Origin of the sequence: [Actinomadura] parvosata subsp. kistnae, assembly GCF_900323885.1 — a bacterium.
Lineage (GTDB): Bacteria > Actinomycetota > Actinomycetes > Streptosporangiales > Streptosporangiaceae > Nonomuraea > Nonomuraea composti.
In genome coordinates, this window is sequence record NZ_OOHJ01000015.1 from 845,482 (window position 1) to 861,335 (window position 15,854).

General features: G+C 71.9%; 15 protein-coding genes. 8 read left to right on the plus strand and 7 right to left on the minus strand.

The genetic code is table 11. From position 1 onward, the window contains the following. Positions 1-6: 6 nt before the first annotated feature. A complete protein-coding gene (locus KIS93_RS18545) occupies positions 7-1,575 on the minus strand; it encodes a bifunctional 3'-5' exonuclease/DNA polymerase (RefSeq protein WP_080036412.1) in 1,569 nt (522 codons plus the stop codon). 58 nt (positions 1,576-1,633) lie between these two features. Then, complete coding sequence (locus KIS93_RS18550; protein ID WP_246005317.1) at positions 1,634-3,007, minus strand: metallophosphoesterase family protein; 1,374 nt, start codon at positions 3,005-3,007, stop codon at positions 1,634-1,636. A 257-nt stretch (positions 3,008-3,264) separates the two neighbouring features. Between KIS93_RS18550 and KIS93_RS18555 the strand changes: the two genes are divergently transcribed. After that, on the plus strand, positions 3,265-3,681 hold the full coding sequence (locus KIS93_RS18555; RefSeq protein ID WP_080036411.1) for a hypothetical protein: 417 nt from the start codon (positions 3,265-3,267) through the stop codon (positions 3,679-3,681). Between the two features lie 137 nt (positions 3,682-3,818). Here KIS93_RS18555 and KIS93_RS18560 read toward each other — a convergent pair whose 3' ends face one another. Continuing rightward, on the minus strand, positions 3,819-5,507 hold the full coding sequence (locus tag KIS93_RS18560) for an FAD-binding oxidoreductase (RefSeq protein WP_080036410.1): 1,689 nt from the start codon (positions 5,505-5,507) through the stop codon (positions 3,819-3,821). Positions 5,508-5,538: 31 nt separating this feature from the next. Here KIS93_RS18560 and KIS93_RS18565 point away from each other — a divergent pair, with 31 nt between their 5' ends. The 6 genes from KIS93_RS18565 (at position 5,539) to KIS93_RS18590 (ending at position 11,556) form a co-directional block, all read left to right on the plus strand. Further along, entirely contained in the window at positions 5,539-6,078 is a 540-nt protein-coding gene (locus KIS93_RS18565; protein WP_080036409.1) for a TetR/AcrR family transcriptional regulator, read from the plus strand. After that, a complete protein-coding gene (locus tag KIS93_RS18570) occupies positions 6,041-7,537 on the plus strand; it encodes a glycerol-3-phosphate dehydrogenase/oxidase (RefSeq protein ID WP_080036408.1) in 1,497 nt (498 codons plus the stop codon). Before KIS93_RS18565 ends, KIS93_RS18570 begins: the two co-directional genes overlap by 38 nt. 32 nt (positions 7,538-7,569) lie before the next feature. Beyond that, entirely contained in the window at positions 7,570-8,523 is a 954-nt protein-coding gene (locus KIS93_RS18575) for a sucrase ferredoxin (protein WP_230465940.1), read from the plus strand. 100 nt (positions 8,524-8,623) lie between these two features. Further along, positions 8,624-8,935, plus strand: a complete 312-nt coding sequence (locus KIS93_RS18580) for a WhiB family transcriptional regulator (protein ID WP_080036407.1) — start codon at positions 8,624-8,626, stop codon at positions 8,933-8,935. A gap of 371 nt (positions 8,936-9,306) precedes the next feature. Continuing rightward, complete coding sequence (locus KIS93_RS18585) at positions 9,307-10,518, plus strand: esterase-like activity of phytase family protein (protein WP_080036406.1); 1,212 nt, start codon at positions 9,307-9,309, stop codon at positions 10,516-10,518. 339 nt (positions 10,519-10,857) lie between these two features. Next, positions 10,858-11,556 carry a hypothetical protein gene (locus KIS93_RS18590; RefSeq protein ID WP_222107520.1) on the plus strand — a complete coding sequence of 233 codons (699 nt, stop codon included), beginning with the start codon at positions 10,858-10,860 and terminating at the stop codon, positions 11,554-11,556. A gap of 117 nt (positions 11,557-11,673) precedes the next feature. On the opposite strand, the gene KIS93_RS18595 is transcribed toward KIS93_RS18590, so the two are convergent. Together KIS93_RS18595 and KIS93_RS18600 are read right to left on the minus strand one after the other, a co-directional pair. After that, positions 11,674-11,907 carry a DUF397 domain-containing protein gene (locus tag KIS93_RS18595; protein ID WP_080036405.1) on the minus strand — a complete coding sequence of 78 codons (234 nt, stop codon included), beginning with the start codon at positions 11,905-11,907 and terminating at the stop codon, positions 11,674-11,676. 135 nt (positions 11,908-12,042) lie between these two features. Then, on the minus strand, positions 12,043-12,867 hold the full coding sequence (locus KIS93_RS18600; RefSeq protein ID WP_186404341.1) for a helix-turn-helix domain-containing protein: 825 nt from the start codon (positions 12,865-12,867) through the stop codon (positions 12,043-12,045). Between the two features lie 288 nt (positions 12,868-13,155). Between KIS93_RS18600 and KIS93_RS18605 the strand changes: the two genes are divergently transcribed. Further along, entirely contained in the window at positions 13,156-13,527 is a 372-nt protein-coding gene (locus tag KIS93_RS18605) for an ATP-binding protein (protein ID WP_222107521.1), read from the plus strand. Positions 13,528-13,613: 86 nt separating this feature from the next. On the opposite strand, the gene KIS93_RS18610 is transcribed toward KIS93_RS18605, so the two are convergent. Together KIS93_RS18610 and rsgA are read right to left on the minus strand one after the other, a co-directional pair. Next, a complete protein-coding gene (locus tag KIS93_RS18610) occupies positions 13,614-14,243 on the minus strand; it encodes a phosphoribosyltransferase (protein WP_080036402.1) in 630 nt (209 codons plus the stop codon). A 322-nt stretch (positions 14,244-14,565) separates the two neighbouring features. Then, a complete protein-coding gene (rsgA, locus tag KIS93_RS18615) occupies positions 14,566-15,663 on the minus strand; it encodes a ribosome small subunit-dependent GTPase A (RefSeq protein WP_080036401.1) in 1,098 nt (365 codons plus the stop codon). Between the last annotated feature and the right edge of the window lie 191 nt (positions 15,664-15,854).

Consider the following 15,854-nt stretch of genomic DNA (forward strand, 5'->3'; position numbering starts at 1 on the left):
GCGGGCTCACTTGGCGTCGGCGTAGGACTTGACCGCCACCGCCTCCATCGGAAAGCGCACCGGAGTGCGGCCGAACAACAACCGGCTGGCCTCGGCCGCCGCGCCCGTCACCGCCGCGATCACCTCGTCGGCCAGCTCGGCCGGGCAGTGCACCATCACCTCGTCGTGCTGGAAGAACACCAGCCGCGCCGGCTCCGGCAGCCGCCCCCGCAGCACCGCCAGCAGCGCCAGCGCCCACTCGGCCGCCGTGCCCTGCACCACGAAGTTGCGGGTGAACCGCCCGCGGTCTCTGGCCGCCCGGCCGCCCTCGGGCCCGGACACCAGCTCCTTCCACCGCTCGGACGGCGGCGGGCTGGTGCGCCCGAGCCAGGACCGCACGATGCGCCCCTCCTCGCCCGCCTTGGCCGCGTCTTCGACGAACTGGTACGCCTTGGGGAAGCGCTGCCGCATCACGGCCAGCAGCTTCGAGGCGTCGCCGCTGGTGCCGCCGTACATGGCGGACAGCATCGCGATCTTGGCGTTGGCCCGCTCGCCGCCGAACGACTGCGCCAGCGCGGAGTAGAGGTCGATCTCGCCCGCGGCCCTGGCCAGCCCGCCGTCGCCGGCCATCGCCGCCAGCACCCGAGGCTCCAGCTGTGCCGCGTCGGCGACGACCAGCAGCCACCCGTCGTCGGCCACCACGACCTTCCGCATGACCTTGGGGATCTGCAGCGCGCCGCCGCCGTTGGTGGCCCACCGCCCGGACACGACGCCGCCGACGACGTATTCGGGCCTGAACCGCCCGCCGCGCACCCACTGGTCGGCCCACGCCCACCCGTGCGCGCTGAACAGCCGGGCCAGCTCCTTGTAGGCCAGCAGCGGCGCCACGGCGGGATGCTCGATCTGCTTGAGCTCCCACTGCCGGGTGGTCTTCAGCGCCACCCCCGCGCCCTTGAACGCCTTGACGAGCTGCTGCACGGAGTCGGGGTTGACCGGGTGCCCGAACGCGGCCGCCACCTCGTCGGCCAGCGCCTGCAGCCGGGCCGGGCGCATGCCGTGCACGGGGCGCGGCCCCAGCAGCTCGGTGAGCAGCGCGTCGTGCACGTCGCGCCGCCACGGCATGCCCTCGTGCGACATCTCGGCCGCGACCAGCGCACCGGCCGACTCGGCGGCCACCAGCAGGCGGAAGCGGCCGGGCTCGGGCAGCGCGGCGATGCGCCGGAGCTGGTCGGCCAGCACCTCGGCGACCGCCTCCGCGCCGAGCGGCTCGGGCGCGAACAGCGTGCCGGGCGCGCTCGGCTGCTCGTCGGGCACCGGCAGGCCGTGCAGCCTGGCGTGCGCGGCCCTGGCGGAGCGGGGCTCGCCGTAGCGGCCCTCGTAGGCCAGCAGCAGCCCCTCGGTCAGCGCCAGGTCGTGGCAGCGAGCGACCCGCACGCCGCGCTCCAGCAGCGGCGGGTATGTCTCCCGCGCGTCGGCCCACACCCAGCGCGGCCCCTCGGCGGCCTCCAGCTCCCGCACCGCCTCGGCGAGGTCGGCGGGCCGGCGCGGCGTGCCACCGACGGGCAGCACCGTCTCCCCTGCGACCACGACGTACACGTGGTCAAGCCTGCCAAACGCCTCCGACAAAACCGCACGCGGTCACATGTTCAGGGAGTCACACGTCGAGGCTGATGCGCACCTCGTCCTCCATGGGCGGGTCCAGCTCCTGCGCCAGGCACCCGGTGGCGGCGAAGCAGCGCAGGGTCAGCTCCTCGGGCGTGACCGTGGCGTGCAGGAACTGCTTGAAGAACGGCGGCGTGTCCCAGTCGGACAGCTCGGACAGGAAGCGGTGGAAGACCTTGTCCACCGGTAACCGCAGCGGCCACGGCCAGGCGCCGAGCAGCCGTGCCGCCCACCGCATCCGCATGGTGATCTTCACCGGCCCCGTGGGGGTCCTGACCGGCTCGTTCTTGATGTGCTGCGACATGATGCACAGCGCCTCGGTCGGCGTCAGGCAGAGCCACTTCATCCGCAGCCGCTTGGCGTAGAGCTGGCTGTAGAAGGACAGCGAGTCGCCGCGCAGCGGGTAGCACCTGAAGTCATCCTCGTGCACGCCGCCGACGTCCACGCGCTCGATGGTGTGGGTGGCGTGCATGAACGCCCCGCCGCCGCCCGACACGATGTACTGGATGACCCGGTCGCCCACCTTGACCGGATAGCGCTGGTAGTTGTGCACGTCGCCGCCGATGGCCGCGACGTACCGGTGTGCCGGGTCGCGCACGATGTCGTCGATCGTCCCGCCGCCCTCCAGCGGCGACGGCTTGTACGCGTTGCCGGTGTAGATCGGCTTGCCCGTCACCAGGATCTTCGGCCGGGGGTCGAGCGAGACCCGGCGCAGCCAGGCCGTCTGCCCCTTGTCGATGACGTTCCTGATGCCGGTGTCGACGCCGACGACGAGCAGGCTGTCGCTCTCGATCACCCAGTACGACCCCGGCTGCGCCGCCTGCCCGGTCGCCTGCTGGGACGGCCTGCCGCGCAGCTTGCGCGCCTCGGCCAGCTTCGCCTCGTCGATGGTCTCCGGCTTGCGCCACAGCAGGCCGCGCAGCCCGCGGTCCGGCTTCGGCTTGAGCGGCGGCGCGTCGCAGAAGACCCGCATGAAGCCGCCGAGCCCGTCGTACCAGTCGTGGTTGCCGGGGATGGCGTAGATCGGTGCGTCGTAGTCCTGGTACGGGCGGAAGAACTTGTCGCCGTACTCGTTGCCCGATCCCGTCGGATAGATCACGTCGCTGGCGATGATGGCGAAAGACGTTCCTTCGCCGAGTTTCAGCATGCCCGGAACAACGGCGTACTGGGAGGCGTCGCCTTCTCCCGTATCGCCGAGAAGGAGGAAACTGAAATTACCGCCGACAGCCGGTTTGATGCGAAATTCCGGATCAATCCCGCGGGCCTCTTGGGACTCCACCCAGCGCGCCCGCACCTCCCCTGACGGATCCCCGAACAACCCGGCCAGGATCTCGTTGCGGGACAGCCAGAGCGTACGTACATTCAACCAGGTAAAGCCTTGCTTGTTGGGTCTGAGCTGCGCAAATGTACCTGGTTGCACACAGGCCCAACCTGCACCCTCCTCCGAGACCCGGGAGGAAACCTGCTTTCCACGCTCAGCCGCGACTTCCACCATGACCACATCTTTACCGTGATCTACCATTTGCGCATCCCGAACGCTCCGTACCGTTCGGAACACACAAGGTGTGCAATGGTGTAGCCTCACCCCCCAAGCAAGCGGTTGGGACCGCCTAGGAGGCTCCCATGACCCGTAACAGCCCGGACGACGCGACCCGCAAAGGCACCTCCGCCGTGGATGCCATCGAGGGTCTGCTCGCCTTCGCCGCGTCCCGGCCGCGCTGGGCCGCGAGCGCGGCGATCAACAGCGCGAGCGAGGCGATCGCGCGGAGCCGGGCGCTGGCGGCGCAGTCCCCCGGCGAGCACCTGCCGCTGCTCGCGCGCTGCCTGAACACGACCGCGCGGCTGATGCTGGCGCGCGGGCGCGCCACGGAGGCGCTGCCGCTGGCCCAGGAGGCGGTGGCGCTCAGCCGGTCGATCGGCGGGGCGTCGCTGGCGGTCTCGCTGCGCCGCCTGGCCGCGGCCCAGGAGGCCCTGCAACGCTTCGGCGACGCCGCCGCCACCCTCGCCGAGGCCGACCGCCTCCCGCCCCCACCCGGCTGACCGCCGCCCGGTCCGCTCCTGGCTCGCGCGGGCCGAGGGCTCGGAGCTCGCCGGGCACCCCGGCCCTGCACCCGGCCCTGCACCCGGCCCTGCACCCGGCCCTGCACCCGGCCCTGCACCCGGCCCTGGATGCCGGCTCAGGCTCGCGGGACGAGCACGCCCGGGTTGAGGATGCCGGCGGGGTCGAGCTCGGCCTTGACCGCGCGCAGGACGCCCGTGCCGACCGGCCCGATCTCGCGCGCGTAGGCGTCGAGATGGTCGCGGCCGACGCCGTGGTGGTGCGTGATCGTGCCGCCCGCCTCGACGACGGCCGCGTTCACCGCCGCCTTGGCCCGCTCCCACTGGGCGACGGGGTCGGCGTCCTGCGGGGTCACGACGGTGAAGTAGAGCGAGGCGCCGGTCTCGTACACGTGCGAGATGTGGCACATGACGAGCGGCGAGCCGAGCGCGCCGAGCAAGGCGAGCCGGACCGCGTCGTAGAGGCGCGGCAGGCTCGCCCAGAAGCCGGCCGTCTCCAGCGTCTCGACGGTGGCGCCGGCGGCGAGCAGCGAGTCGCGCAGGTACGGGGCGGAGAAGCGGCCGCGCTCCCACGCCTCCCCCGGCTCCGGCCCGAGCGGCTCGCCGCCCATCCGCGCCAGCAGGGCGGAGGCGGCCGCGTGCCGGCTCCCGACCCGCACGCCCTCGTACCCGGCGACCAGCAGGCATCCGGAGCCCACGGCTCCGCCTGAGCCCGCGCCGCCGGAGCCCGCGCCGCCGGAACCCTCGGCACCGGAGCCACCGGCTCCGTCTGAGCCGGCCGCCGCACCGGAGCCGCCGGCTCCGTCCGGACCGCGCGCCCCGTCCGAGCCGATCTCGTCCGGCTTGGCCAGGCCGATCATCGTCTCGGTCTCGTCCGAGAGCCGCAGGACGGTCGGCAGCGGCCCTTCCTGGGCGAGCGCCCGCACGGCGGCGGATCCCTGCGCGAACGTGGCGAACCGCCACCCTTCGTAGCGCCGCTCGGCGGGCGCCCGCCGCACCCGCAGCCGCAGCGCGGTGATGACGCCGAACGCGCCTTCCGAGCCGAGCACGAGCTGGCGCAGGTCGGGCCCGGCGGCCGACTTGGGCGCCCGCCCGAGCTCCAGGGTGCCCGCGGGCGTGGCGAGGGTGAGGCCGACGACCATGTCGTCGAAGCGCCCGTACCCGGCGGAGGCCTGGCCGCTGGAGCGGGCGGCGGCGAAGCCCCCGAGCGTGGCGTACTCGAAGGACTGGGGGAAGTGCCCGAGCGTGAGGCCGCGCGCGGCGAGCAGCCGCTCGGCGTCGGGGGCCCGCACGCCCGGCTCGAACGCGGCCACCATCGACTCCTCGTCCACGGAGATCAGCCGGTCGAGCCGCCCGAGGTCGAGCGCGACCACGCCCGCGAAGCCGGTGCGGTCGGGGGCCAGGCCGCCCACCACGGAGGTGCCGCCGCCGAAGGGCACGACGGCGACGCGCTCGCGCGAGCACACCCGCAGCAGCTCGGCCACCTCCTCGTGCGAGCCGGGCAGCACCACGGCGTCGGGCGCGGCCGAGCCGTCGCCGGCCCGCATGCGCAGCAGGTCTGGGGTGGATTTGCCGCGCGTGTGCCGGACGCGGTCCTCGTGCCCGGTCCGCACGTTCTGCTCCCCGACCACCTTGGCCAGCGCGTTCAGCACCGGCTCAGGCAGCACGACCGGCGGCAGCGCGACCTCCTCCAGCGCGGCGGCGGGCGTGCCGGGCGCGCGCACGCCGAGCAGGTCGCGCAGCAGCGCCAGGACCGGCTCGGGCAGCTCGCGCGCCTTGGCGGGGTCGCCCCACCCCGACCACGACATCGGTTCTCCAGTCACGCTTACACTGTGACACATGACGTCGATTCGTCACAATGACGGTGTTCTGGACGCGGCGCGCGACTGCGTGCTCGCCTACGGCGTGCGCCGGACCACGCTCACGGACGTGGCGCGGCGCGCGGGCGTGTCCCGGATGACGATCTACCGGCGCTGGCCCGACGTGCGCACGCTGGTGGCCGACCTGATGACCAGGGAGTGGGTGCGGGTGGTGGCCGGGCTCGACCTGTCCGATCCCGTACGTGCGGTCGTGGCGGGCGTTCGGGGGCTGCGCGAGCACCCGTTGTGGCGCAAGATCGTGGAGGCGGACCCGGAGCTGCTCGTGCCGTACCTGCTGGATCGGCGGGGCGCCAGCCACGACGCCATCCTGGAGGTGCTGGAGCCGGCCGTCGGCGACCCGGCCAGGGCCAGGGCGGTGCTGCTGGTGGCCCAGTCGTTCCTGCTGTCGGCGCCGACCATGCTCGACCCCGTCACGATGGACGAGCTCGACGCCGAGCTCACCGCCCTGCTGGAGGCCTATCTTGGACAGCTCGCTGAACGCCGCCAGACGCTCCCGTGAGCTGCGCCGGGTCGCGGAGGAACGGGCGGACGTGCTGGTGGTGGGGCTCGGCGCGACCGGCGCGGGAGCCGCGCTCGACGCCGTGTCCCGAGGGTTGAGCGTAGCGGCGATCGACGCGCACGACCTGGCTTTCGGCACCTCCAGGTGGAGCTCCAAGATGGTGCACGGCGGCCTGCGTTACCTGGCGAAGGGGCAGGTGGGCGTGGCTTACGAGAGCGCCGTCGAGCGCGGGATCCTGCTCCGCAGGACCGCTCCGCACCTGGTGAAGGCGCATCCGTACCTGCTGCCGCTGACCCCGGCCGTCTCGCGGCGGCAGGCGGCGCTGGTGATGAGCGGCTACCGGCTCGGCGACGGGCTGCGGGCCGCCGCGCGCACCCCGCGCCGCCTGCTGCCCGGCCCGACGCGGCTGAACGCGGCCCGCGCCCACACGCTGGCGCCGATCCTGCGTACCGACGGATTGCGCGGCGCGCTGCTGTCGTGGGACGGGCGGCTGCTCGACGACGCCCGCCTGGTGGTGGCGCTCGCGCGCACCGCCGCCGCGCGCGGGGCCCGCGTGCTGACCCGCTGCCGCGCGCTGCGCCTGACCGGCCAGGGCGCGCAGGCACGCGACGAGCTGACGGGCGAGGAGTTCACGATCAGGGCGAAGGTGGTGATCAACGCGACCGGGGTGTGGGCGGGCACGCTGGATCCGCAGGTGAAGCTGCGCCCGTCGCGCGGCAGCCACCTCGTCCTGGAGCCCGGCACGCTGCCGGGGCTGATCGCGGGCATGCACGTGCCCATCCCGGGCGAAAGCAACCGGTTCGCGCTCGTCCTGCCCCAGCCGGACGGCCGCGTCTACGTCGGCCTGACGGACGAGCCGGTGGACGGGCCGGTGCCGGACGTTCCCGAAGTGCCGCCGGAGGACGTCAGAACGCTCCTGGAGGTACTGAACGGGGTTCTTGAGGTCCCAGTGACCGAAGAGGCGGTCGCGGGCGCGTACGCGGGCCTCAGGCCCCTTCTGGCGGCCGATGGCAGGACGGCGGACCTGTCCCGGGAGCACGCGGTGCTCTCGGAGGGCGGCGTCGTGACCGTGGTGGGCGGCAAGCTGACGACATATCGGCGGATGGCCGAGGACGCGGTGGATCGTGCGGTCTCGTCCGCGAAACTGCGGGCCGGCCGGTGCCGCACGCGGCGCATCGCGCTCGTGGGGGCGGGCCCGCGCCCGTCCGGGGTGCCGCTCCGCCTGGCCGAGCGGTACGGCTCCGAGGCCGCGGCCGTGCACGAGCTGGTCCTGGGGCACCCGGAGGAGGTCGGGCTCGGCTTCACCCAGGGCGAGCTGCTCTGGTCGGTCCTGCACGAGGGCGCGCTCGACGAGGGCGACCTGCTCGACCGCCGGACCAGGATCGGGCTGGTCAAAAGGGATAGAGACCGTGCGCTGCCCGCGACACGGGACGTACTGGACCGGTTCTCCCGCGCGTAAACCCGCCGATCCGTTAGGTTAGTCTCACCTAAGTGATCGAGGAGGGGGCGGAAGCGTTGGCCAGGGGCTGCGAGCAGAAGGGCTGCGAACATCCGGCGGGGTGCCACACCGGCGGGCTGCCCACACTCGCCAGCGCCACCGTGGGAGCCCGGCTGTGGCTACTCGTCGAATACACCGGAGCATGGCCCTCGCGCCTCGAAAACTGCGAACTTCCTGAAGAAATCTCGAAACTCGTCCGGCGCGCGCTCGAACGCGGTATCAGGCCCCAGCTGATCCGCCGCCCGGGCAGGCGGACCCGCCCACGGGAGCAGGGGATCCGTGTGCTATTGGCCTACGCGGCAGGCGAGCACCCCTGGGTGGCGCAGGGCGTCATCGCAGGTCCTGACGATCTTGACCTGGACGCGCTCGTGGCCGGAGTGGTCCCGGAGTCCTGCATACTTGAAGACGAGCCGGTATTTCTGGTCTGCACGCACGCCAAGCGCAATGTGTGCTGCGCCCGCATTGGACTACCCCTCGCTCGGTCCCTGGCCGAAATCTTGCCGGACAGAGTGTGGGAAACGTCACACGTTGGCGGCGATCGCTACGCCGCCAACCTCGTGTGCTTGCCACACGGAATTTTCTACGGCAGCATGTCTCAGGCTGCTGCATCGGCAGCGGCTAACGCGTACCGGTCGGGCGAGATCATTCTCGACCGCTACCGGGGACGCGCAGGCATCCCTGAGCCATTGCAGGCCGTCGAGCACTTCGCCCGAGCCCATACGGGAGAGTGCTCCGTCGGCGCGGTGGCCGTGGAATCCTCCAGGACGGACGGCGACGTCACCGAAGCCATTGTGCGCTGCGGCGACGTCCGGCTCCAGGTTGTGGTTGAGCCATCGGCGTTCACAGCGCCGTGTGGTACGGCTTGCGCCGAGACGATCACCACCTACCGGCTGGTTTCGCTGGACAGGCTCACGCCTGTGCGGTACGCCACGCCCGCTCTCGCCTGAACAGGGAACATCACGGCCCGACGTTGCGTTGGAACAGTGACGCCAAAAGCGTCCAATGCGGCTCAATTACCGAAATACCTCTCACGAAGGTGGTTTTCTCATGTCTCAGGTACGTCGGCAGCTCGCCCGCCCGCGCCCCAGCTGGGGTTGGCAGGATGATGCCGCGTGCCGGGGTGAGGACCTCGTGCTCTTCTTCGGCCCCGATGGGGAGCGGCAGCCCGAGCGTGACGTACGAGAGCGGAAGGCCAAGGCGATCTGCGCCCAGTGCCCCGTCCGCAACGAGTGCCTTGACTACGCGCTGTCCCGGCCGGAGAAGTACGGCACGTGGGGCGGTCTCAACGAGGACGAGCGGGCCAGCGAGCGTCGCCGTCGCATGCGCCGCGCGGCCAGCGCCGGCATCTCCGCCGCCTGACACACCCGGCAGCAATCACCATCATCGCGTGATCACGCAGTTGTCCCGATGAGCCGGAGCCTGGACATCCATGCCAGGCTCTGGTGAACCCGGTCGGGGCAACTGCCTGATCAGGCCCTGAATGGTCACACCAGCACACGACTTCGCCGACCGCGGGAGCCAACCGCGGTGGCGAAGTCTTCCTGTTTCACCCGTAGCCACCCGGCTTCTCCGTAGGCGCCCCTGCTTATCCGTAGAAACCGGCTTCTCTCCATAGGCGCCGGGCTTCTCCGTAGGCACCGGGTTTCTCCGTAGGCATCCGACATCTGGTGGTCACCGCCGGTTGCCGTACGTTCGGGGCCGCGTCATGTGGCCGCCCTAGTGTGCCCGGCATGAAACGCATCGCCATCCTGATGAGCGCGGGCGCGCTGGCCCTCGGCCTGGCAGCCGTCCCCGCCGTCGCGGACCCCGCCCGGCCCGGAGACTCCCCCGCCTCCTACGGGCAGGCCACGCTGACGGGCTTCGCCTCCCTCCCGGCGCTGACCTTCGTGCCCGGCAGCGAGCCGTCGGGCTCCTCGCTCGGCACCGCGCCGGTCAACGGCGTCACCCCGCCGTTCGCGGGCCAGCCGGTGCAGGGCTTCAGCGGCATCGCGCGCCGCCACGACGGCACCTTCGACGTGCTGTCCGACAACGGCTACGGCAACAAGGCCAACAGCTCCGACTTCCTCCTGCGCGTCCACCGGATCAAGCCGGACTTCAGGGCCAGGACCGTCCAGGTGCTCGGCGGCTTCAACCTGACCGACCCGCGCGGGCTCGTCCCCTTCGCCCTCACCCGCCAGGATCGCACCCTGACCGGCGCCGACTTCGACGTCGAGTCCATCGTGCGCGCCACGGACGGCACGTACTGGATCGGCGACGAGTTCGGCCCGTTCCTGCTGCACTTCGACCACAAGGGCCGCCTCATGGAGGCGCCCGTCGCCCTGCCCGGCGTCCAGGCCCCCGAGAACCCCGCCCTGAACGGCGGCCAGCCCAACCTGGCCAGCAGCAAGGGCTTCGAGGGCATGGCCAGGGGCGTCGACGGCCGCCGCCTCTACCCGCTGCTGGAGGGCACGGTCAGCGGCGACCCGGCAGGCACGCTGCGCATGTACGAGTTCGACCTGCGCAAACGGGCCTACACCGACCGGCGGTGGACGTACCGCCTGGAGGACCCCTCCCACGCCATCGGCGACGCCATCGCCGTCGACGAGAACCGCTTCCTGATCATCGAGCGGGACAACGGCCAGGGCGACGCCGCCAAGGTCAAGCGCATCTACCTGGCCGACAAGCGCGACCGCGACCGGGACGGCGCCCTCGACAAGACCCTCGTCGCCGACCTCCTGAACCTCGCCGACCCGCGCGGGCTGGGCGGCACGCCCGGCACGTTCCGCTTCCCGTTCCAGACGATCGAGGACGTGATCATCCTCGACGACCGCACGCTCGGCGTCCTGGACGACAACAACTTCCCCTTCTCCAACGGCCGCACGCCCGGCAAGCCGGACGACAACGAGTTCATCACCGTCCGGCTGACCCACAGCCTCAAGGCCGACCCCCGCGTGTACCACTGACCCCCACCCGGCCGCCGGCCCATCGAACCCGGCGGCCTCCCAGCGCACGGCCTCTCGTGGCGCGGCTGTTCGGGCGGCGGGCCTTTCGGTGCAGCGAGTTTTCAGGGCAGCGCCCCTCTCCACGCAAGGCGGCTCTTCCCGGAGCAGCAGCCTCCCAGCGCGATCTCTCAGAGCGCGGGCCTCTCGGCGCGAGGCTTCTCGGGCGGGACCTTCCGGCGCGGCGGTCTCTCGACGGGCGGCCTCTTCCGGCGCAGCGGTCTCTCGACGGGCGGCTTCGTGAGGGCGGCGGGCGGCGGGCCGGTCGGGAGCGGTGGCCGCTCGTCGATAGGGTTGCCTGCCATGTCCTCACCGCAGCCCTCGCCCACGCCCAGGACGGAAGCCGTATCGGCGGCGCGGCTCTCGCCGGAGACCGCCGCGGCCGACCTGGAAGAGATCGTCCGCCTCGCCGTCGAGACCCTTCAGCAGGCCAAGGAGCCCGCCGCCTGGGACGCCAGGGCGGGCTCGCTGGAGTGGACGTGCTGGGAAACGACCGAGCACCTGGCCGACGACCTGTTCGCCTACGCCGCGCAACTCGGCCTCACGACGCCACCCCTGGACGTCAACGTGCCGTTCATCCTGGAGAGCCGCAGGCCGGGCGGCCCCGCGAACAGCATTCACGCCGACCGCGCCGCGGGCGTCACGGGTTTGCTGCAGGTGCTCCAGGCGAGCGGCGCGCTGCTGGTCGCGATGGTACGCACCGCGCCGCCGCACGTCCGAGCCCACCACGGCTTCGGCCCGGCGGACGCGACGGCCTCCGCGTGCATGGGTCTCACCGAGGCCCTCGTCCACGTGCACGACCTGGCCGAGGGCCTCGGTCTCGCCTGGGATCCGCCCGCCGGCGTGTGCGCCCGTGTCCTGGCCCGCCTCTTCCCCGACGCCCCGCGGGACACCGACCCCTGGACGACGCTGTTGTGGGCCACGGGCCGCGCCGATCTTCCCGACCGCGCCCGCCTGACGCGCTGGCGCTGGCACAACGCGCTGCCGTCCGAGCAGCCGTGACCGAAACCCGGTGCGGACGTGACCGTAATCCGGGACTCGGACGGCCTCGGACACCCTCGGACGCCTGCGGCCAGGCTCGGACAGCTTCAGAGCAGGCTCAAGCAGCGTGCGACGGCGTCAGACGATGAGGTCGTCGAACTCGCCGTCCTTGGCCCCGAGGACGAACGCGGTGATCTCCGCACGGGTGTAGACCAGCGCGGGTCCTTCGGGAAAGCGTGAGTTACGCATGGCGATCTCCCCCGTGGGCAGGTTCGCGACTTCGACGCAGTTGCCGTTGGGGTTGCTCCGCTTGCTCTTGCGCCAGACGACGGGAAGGCGGCCGGCGGGCGTTCCGTTCCGGAACTCGTGCATGGGGGCAGCTCCTCGCGATCTTACGGATGCACGTGCATCCGCGTTTGCGAGGTGACAATACGGCAACATGATGTGCTCCATATACCGGACGACCAAAAATCACGGTATGGAGTGGATCACAGGGAAATCAGCAGCTCATCCGGAAATCAGGCGTTCCAGGAAGCGTCTGGTCGCTTTGGGCTCCTCCGCCTGGATGCTCAGCCGGTCCATGACCTCCATGTAGTGGTCGGAGTCGGCGGGTTTGTCCAGGTAGAGGGCGCTGGTGAGCTGCTCCATGTAGACGACGTCGGGCAGCTCGCGCTCCGGGAAGCGCAGGATGCTGAACGGGCCGCCGGCCGCCGCGTGGCCGCCCCGTTCGAACGGCATGATCTGCACGGTGATGTTGCGCTCGGCCGTGACGTCCAGCAGGTGCTTGATCTGCTCGCGCATGATCTCGGGGCCGCCCAGCATGCGGCGCACCACGGCCTCGTCGATCACCGCCCACACCGTCAGGCCGCTCTCCAGCCGCTTCTGCCGCGTCATGCGCAGCGCCACCCGGCGCTCCAGCTCGGACTCCGACGCCTTCTCGTGCGCCAGCTCGATCACCGCCCTGGCGTACGCGGGCGTCTGGAGCAGGCCGGGGACGAACTGGTTCTCATAGGTACGGATGCCGGCCGCGGCGCCCTCCAGGCCGATGTAGACCTCGAACCACGGCGGCAGCAGATCACCGTACTTGTGCCACCAGCCGGGGGCGTTGGCCTGCTTGGCCAGGGCCAGCAGCGGCTCGCGTTCCTTGGGGTCGGTGACGCCGTAGAGGGTGAGCAGATCGGCCACGTCACGCTGCTTGAAGCTGACCTGACCGAGCTCCAACCGACTGATCTTGGCATGAGATGCCCGAATCGAGTACCCCGCGTCCTCGCGCGAGATACCCTTCTCCGTGCGAAGCCTGCGCAGTTGCGTTCCCAGCAGGATCCGCAGCACCGTCGGGCTTCCCGGCGAATAGCTGAGAAGCTTCCCTTCCGCGCTTTCTGCGCTCACTCCACCGCTCCTAGGGCGTCTGCACGTGCAGATGCGATTCGCATCCGTAAACTACGAAAAGTCTTGCATCGGTAAGCACTCCCCGTAAAGATGGGTATTGGATCACCAGACCGCGCTTCGGGGGCCAGAATGACGACTTTCGACGCTCGGCCGCAAGCCGCCATCGGTGCCCGGCCACCAGGATGGCTTTCCTCCGTCCTGGTAGACGGGCATGCCGGTGAATGCGACGCCGTGTTCCCGTTCCACCGCGGCACGGCGCTGGAGCCGTCCTGCGTGGCGACGGCCCGCAAGTTCGTCGATCAGACGCTCGCCTCGTGGGGCACGACCGAGCACGCCTTCGACGCCCAGCTGGTGGTCTCCGAGCTGGTCACCAACGCGATGCGGCACGGCGGCGGCGCCGCGCAGCTCCGGCTGCTCGCGCATCGGGCCGAGCTCGCGTGCGTGGTCACCGACTACAGCCAGACCGTGCCGGTGGCGGCCGCCCCCGACGTCTTCTCGGAGTACGGGCGCGGGCTCCGGCTGGTCGACGCCCTGTGCACGGCATGGGGCTGGCTCTCCCCCGACGGCACCCGCAAGATCGTCTGGGCCCTCATCGCGGGCTGACCCGACCCCGCCGCGCGTCCCAACAGGCGCAGCACGTCTCACGTCCGGCGGCCCAGCGCCTCTCACGCCCGGCAGCCCAGCGCCTCTCACGTCTGGCGGCCGAGCAGGCGGAGCACGTCCGTGTCGCTGAGCTGGTCGAAGCGCTCGTACCACTGGCCCACCGCTCTGAAGTCGAGCGGCGTCAGCAGCACCACCACTTCGTCGGCCTCCTCGTGCATCGACCGGACGGTGTCGCGGGCGCCGACCGGCACGGCGAGGGTCACCTTGGCGGGCTTGAGCGTGGCGACCGCCCTGAGCGCGGCCCGGGCCGTGCCGCCCGTGGCCAGGCCGTCGTCGACCACGATCACCTCCCGGCCCTCCACCGGGGGCAAGGGGTGGTCGCCGCGGTAGGCGCGCACCCGCCGGGCCAGCTCCTGCCGCTCCTGCGCCACCACGTCCGCGACGTCCTCCGTGGTCATGCCCAGGCGGTGCAGCAGCGGCAGGTCGAACACCGGCTCGCCGCCTTCCGCGATCGCCCCGACCCCCAGCTCAGGCGTGGGCGGGTAGCCGATCTTCCTGGTGACGAGCACGTCAAGCACCGCGCCCAAATTGCGCGCGATGGGCACGGCCACGGCGACGCCGCCGCGCGGGAGGGCGAGGATCACGGGGTCGTGCGCGTCCCGCAGCCGTTCTGCGAGCTGCGCGCCCGCGTCGGCCCGGTCTGCGAAGAGCTCCATGACCTGTGCCTACCCGCTCACGCCCGCCGCTCCCACCGGCCATCACTCCCCGCCCGCCACCCATCCCCCGCCCCGGGCTGCGTACCCACCCGAATCTCGCCAGGCGGGCGCGCAAGGGAGGCCACCGGGGAGCGCTCGCTCCACGCTCACCAGCACCTGGTGCTGGAGGAGGAGGTCGACGCCCTCCTGCCCAGCCTGGGCGGGACACGAGCACGCGGGGCGAGGGCGGGCGCGCCCGACCGGGGCACGGCCGGGCGCGCAGGGGGTGGGCAACAAGCGGGCGCGCAGGGGGTGGATCACGGGCGGGCGCGCCGGGGCACGCTCAGGGGCGGGCGCGGCCGGAGCGGCGCATCTCCTTGTGGATGATCTTCCACTTGTTCTGCTGTTCCTTGCGCAGCCGCGCGTCCGTCCTGGAGGCTATCCACACCGCCTCCCGCTGCAGCTTGCGCCAGCTCTGCAGCCGGCGCTCCGGCAGCTCGCCCCGCTCCAGGGCGGCGAGTACGGCGCACCCCGGCTCGCCGGTGTGGCCGCAGTCGCCGAAGCGGCACTGCTCGGCGAGGGACTCGATGTCGGAGAAGACGAGGTCGACGCCCTCGCCCATGTCGTAGAGGCCGATGCGGCGGATGCCCGGCGTGTCGATGAGCAGGCCGCCTCCGGGCAATGGGATCAGCTCCCGGTGCACGGTGGTGTGCCGGCCGCGGCCGTCGGCGGCGCGTACCTGCTGGGTCTCCATGACCTCGCCGCCGGCCAGCGCGTTGACCAGGGTGGACTTGCCGGCGCCGGACGGGCCGAGGATGACGGCCGTGCGGGAGCCCTCCAGGTGCTCGCGCACGACGCTCACCCCCTCGCCGCGCTGGGAGGAGACGGCGTGCACGGCCACGCCGGGCGCGGCGAGGCGTACGTCGGCGAGCAGGTCCGCGAGGCCGCTCTCGAACAGGTCGGACTTGGTGATGAGGACGACGGGCGTGCCGCCGGACTCCCAGGCGAGCGCGACGAGGCGTTCGATGCGGCCGAGGTCGGCGAAGTCGGTGGAGTGCATGGACGGCTCGGCCACGAAGACGACGTCCACGTTGGCGGCGAGCACCTGGCCCTGGCCGTCGCCGGACAGGCCGCCGACCGAGTCGCGGCTGACGCCGCCACGGACGAAGGCGGTCGTACGGGGCAGAACCTCGTCGAGCTCGTAGCGGCCCTCGGGCAGCCAGCTGAGCGCGACCCAGTCGCCGACGCAGGGCAGCGCCACGGGGTCGGCGGCGGAGGCGCGGCGTACGTGGGCCGCGTATCGGACGTGGTGCCGGCCGTCGGCGGCGAGCACTTCTGCGGCGCCGCGGTCGACGCGCGAGACGCGGCCGGGGACGGTGCCGTCGGGCAGTTCGGCGGCGCGAAGGGCGGTCCAGCCGAGCAGAGCGAGATCGTAAGACAACGCAGTGAAACCTTTGATCGAGAAGGAAGTGGGGTGAGAAGAGAGCCCGGGCAGGTCAGAGGGACGCCCGGAGGCAAGCTGAGGGCACGCTGAACAGGAAGACCCGCATAACCCTCACCTCCTCGATCAGTTGTCTGGAGCGACTCTACGCACAGTGTCCCCGGCGATGCAATCGCATTAACTTCCGCGAT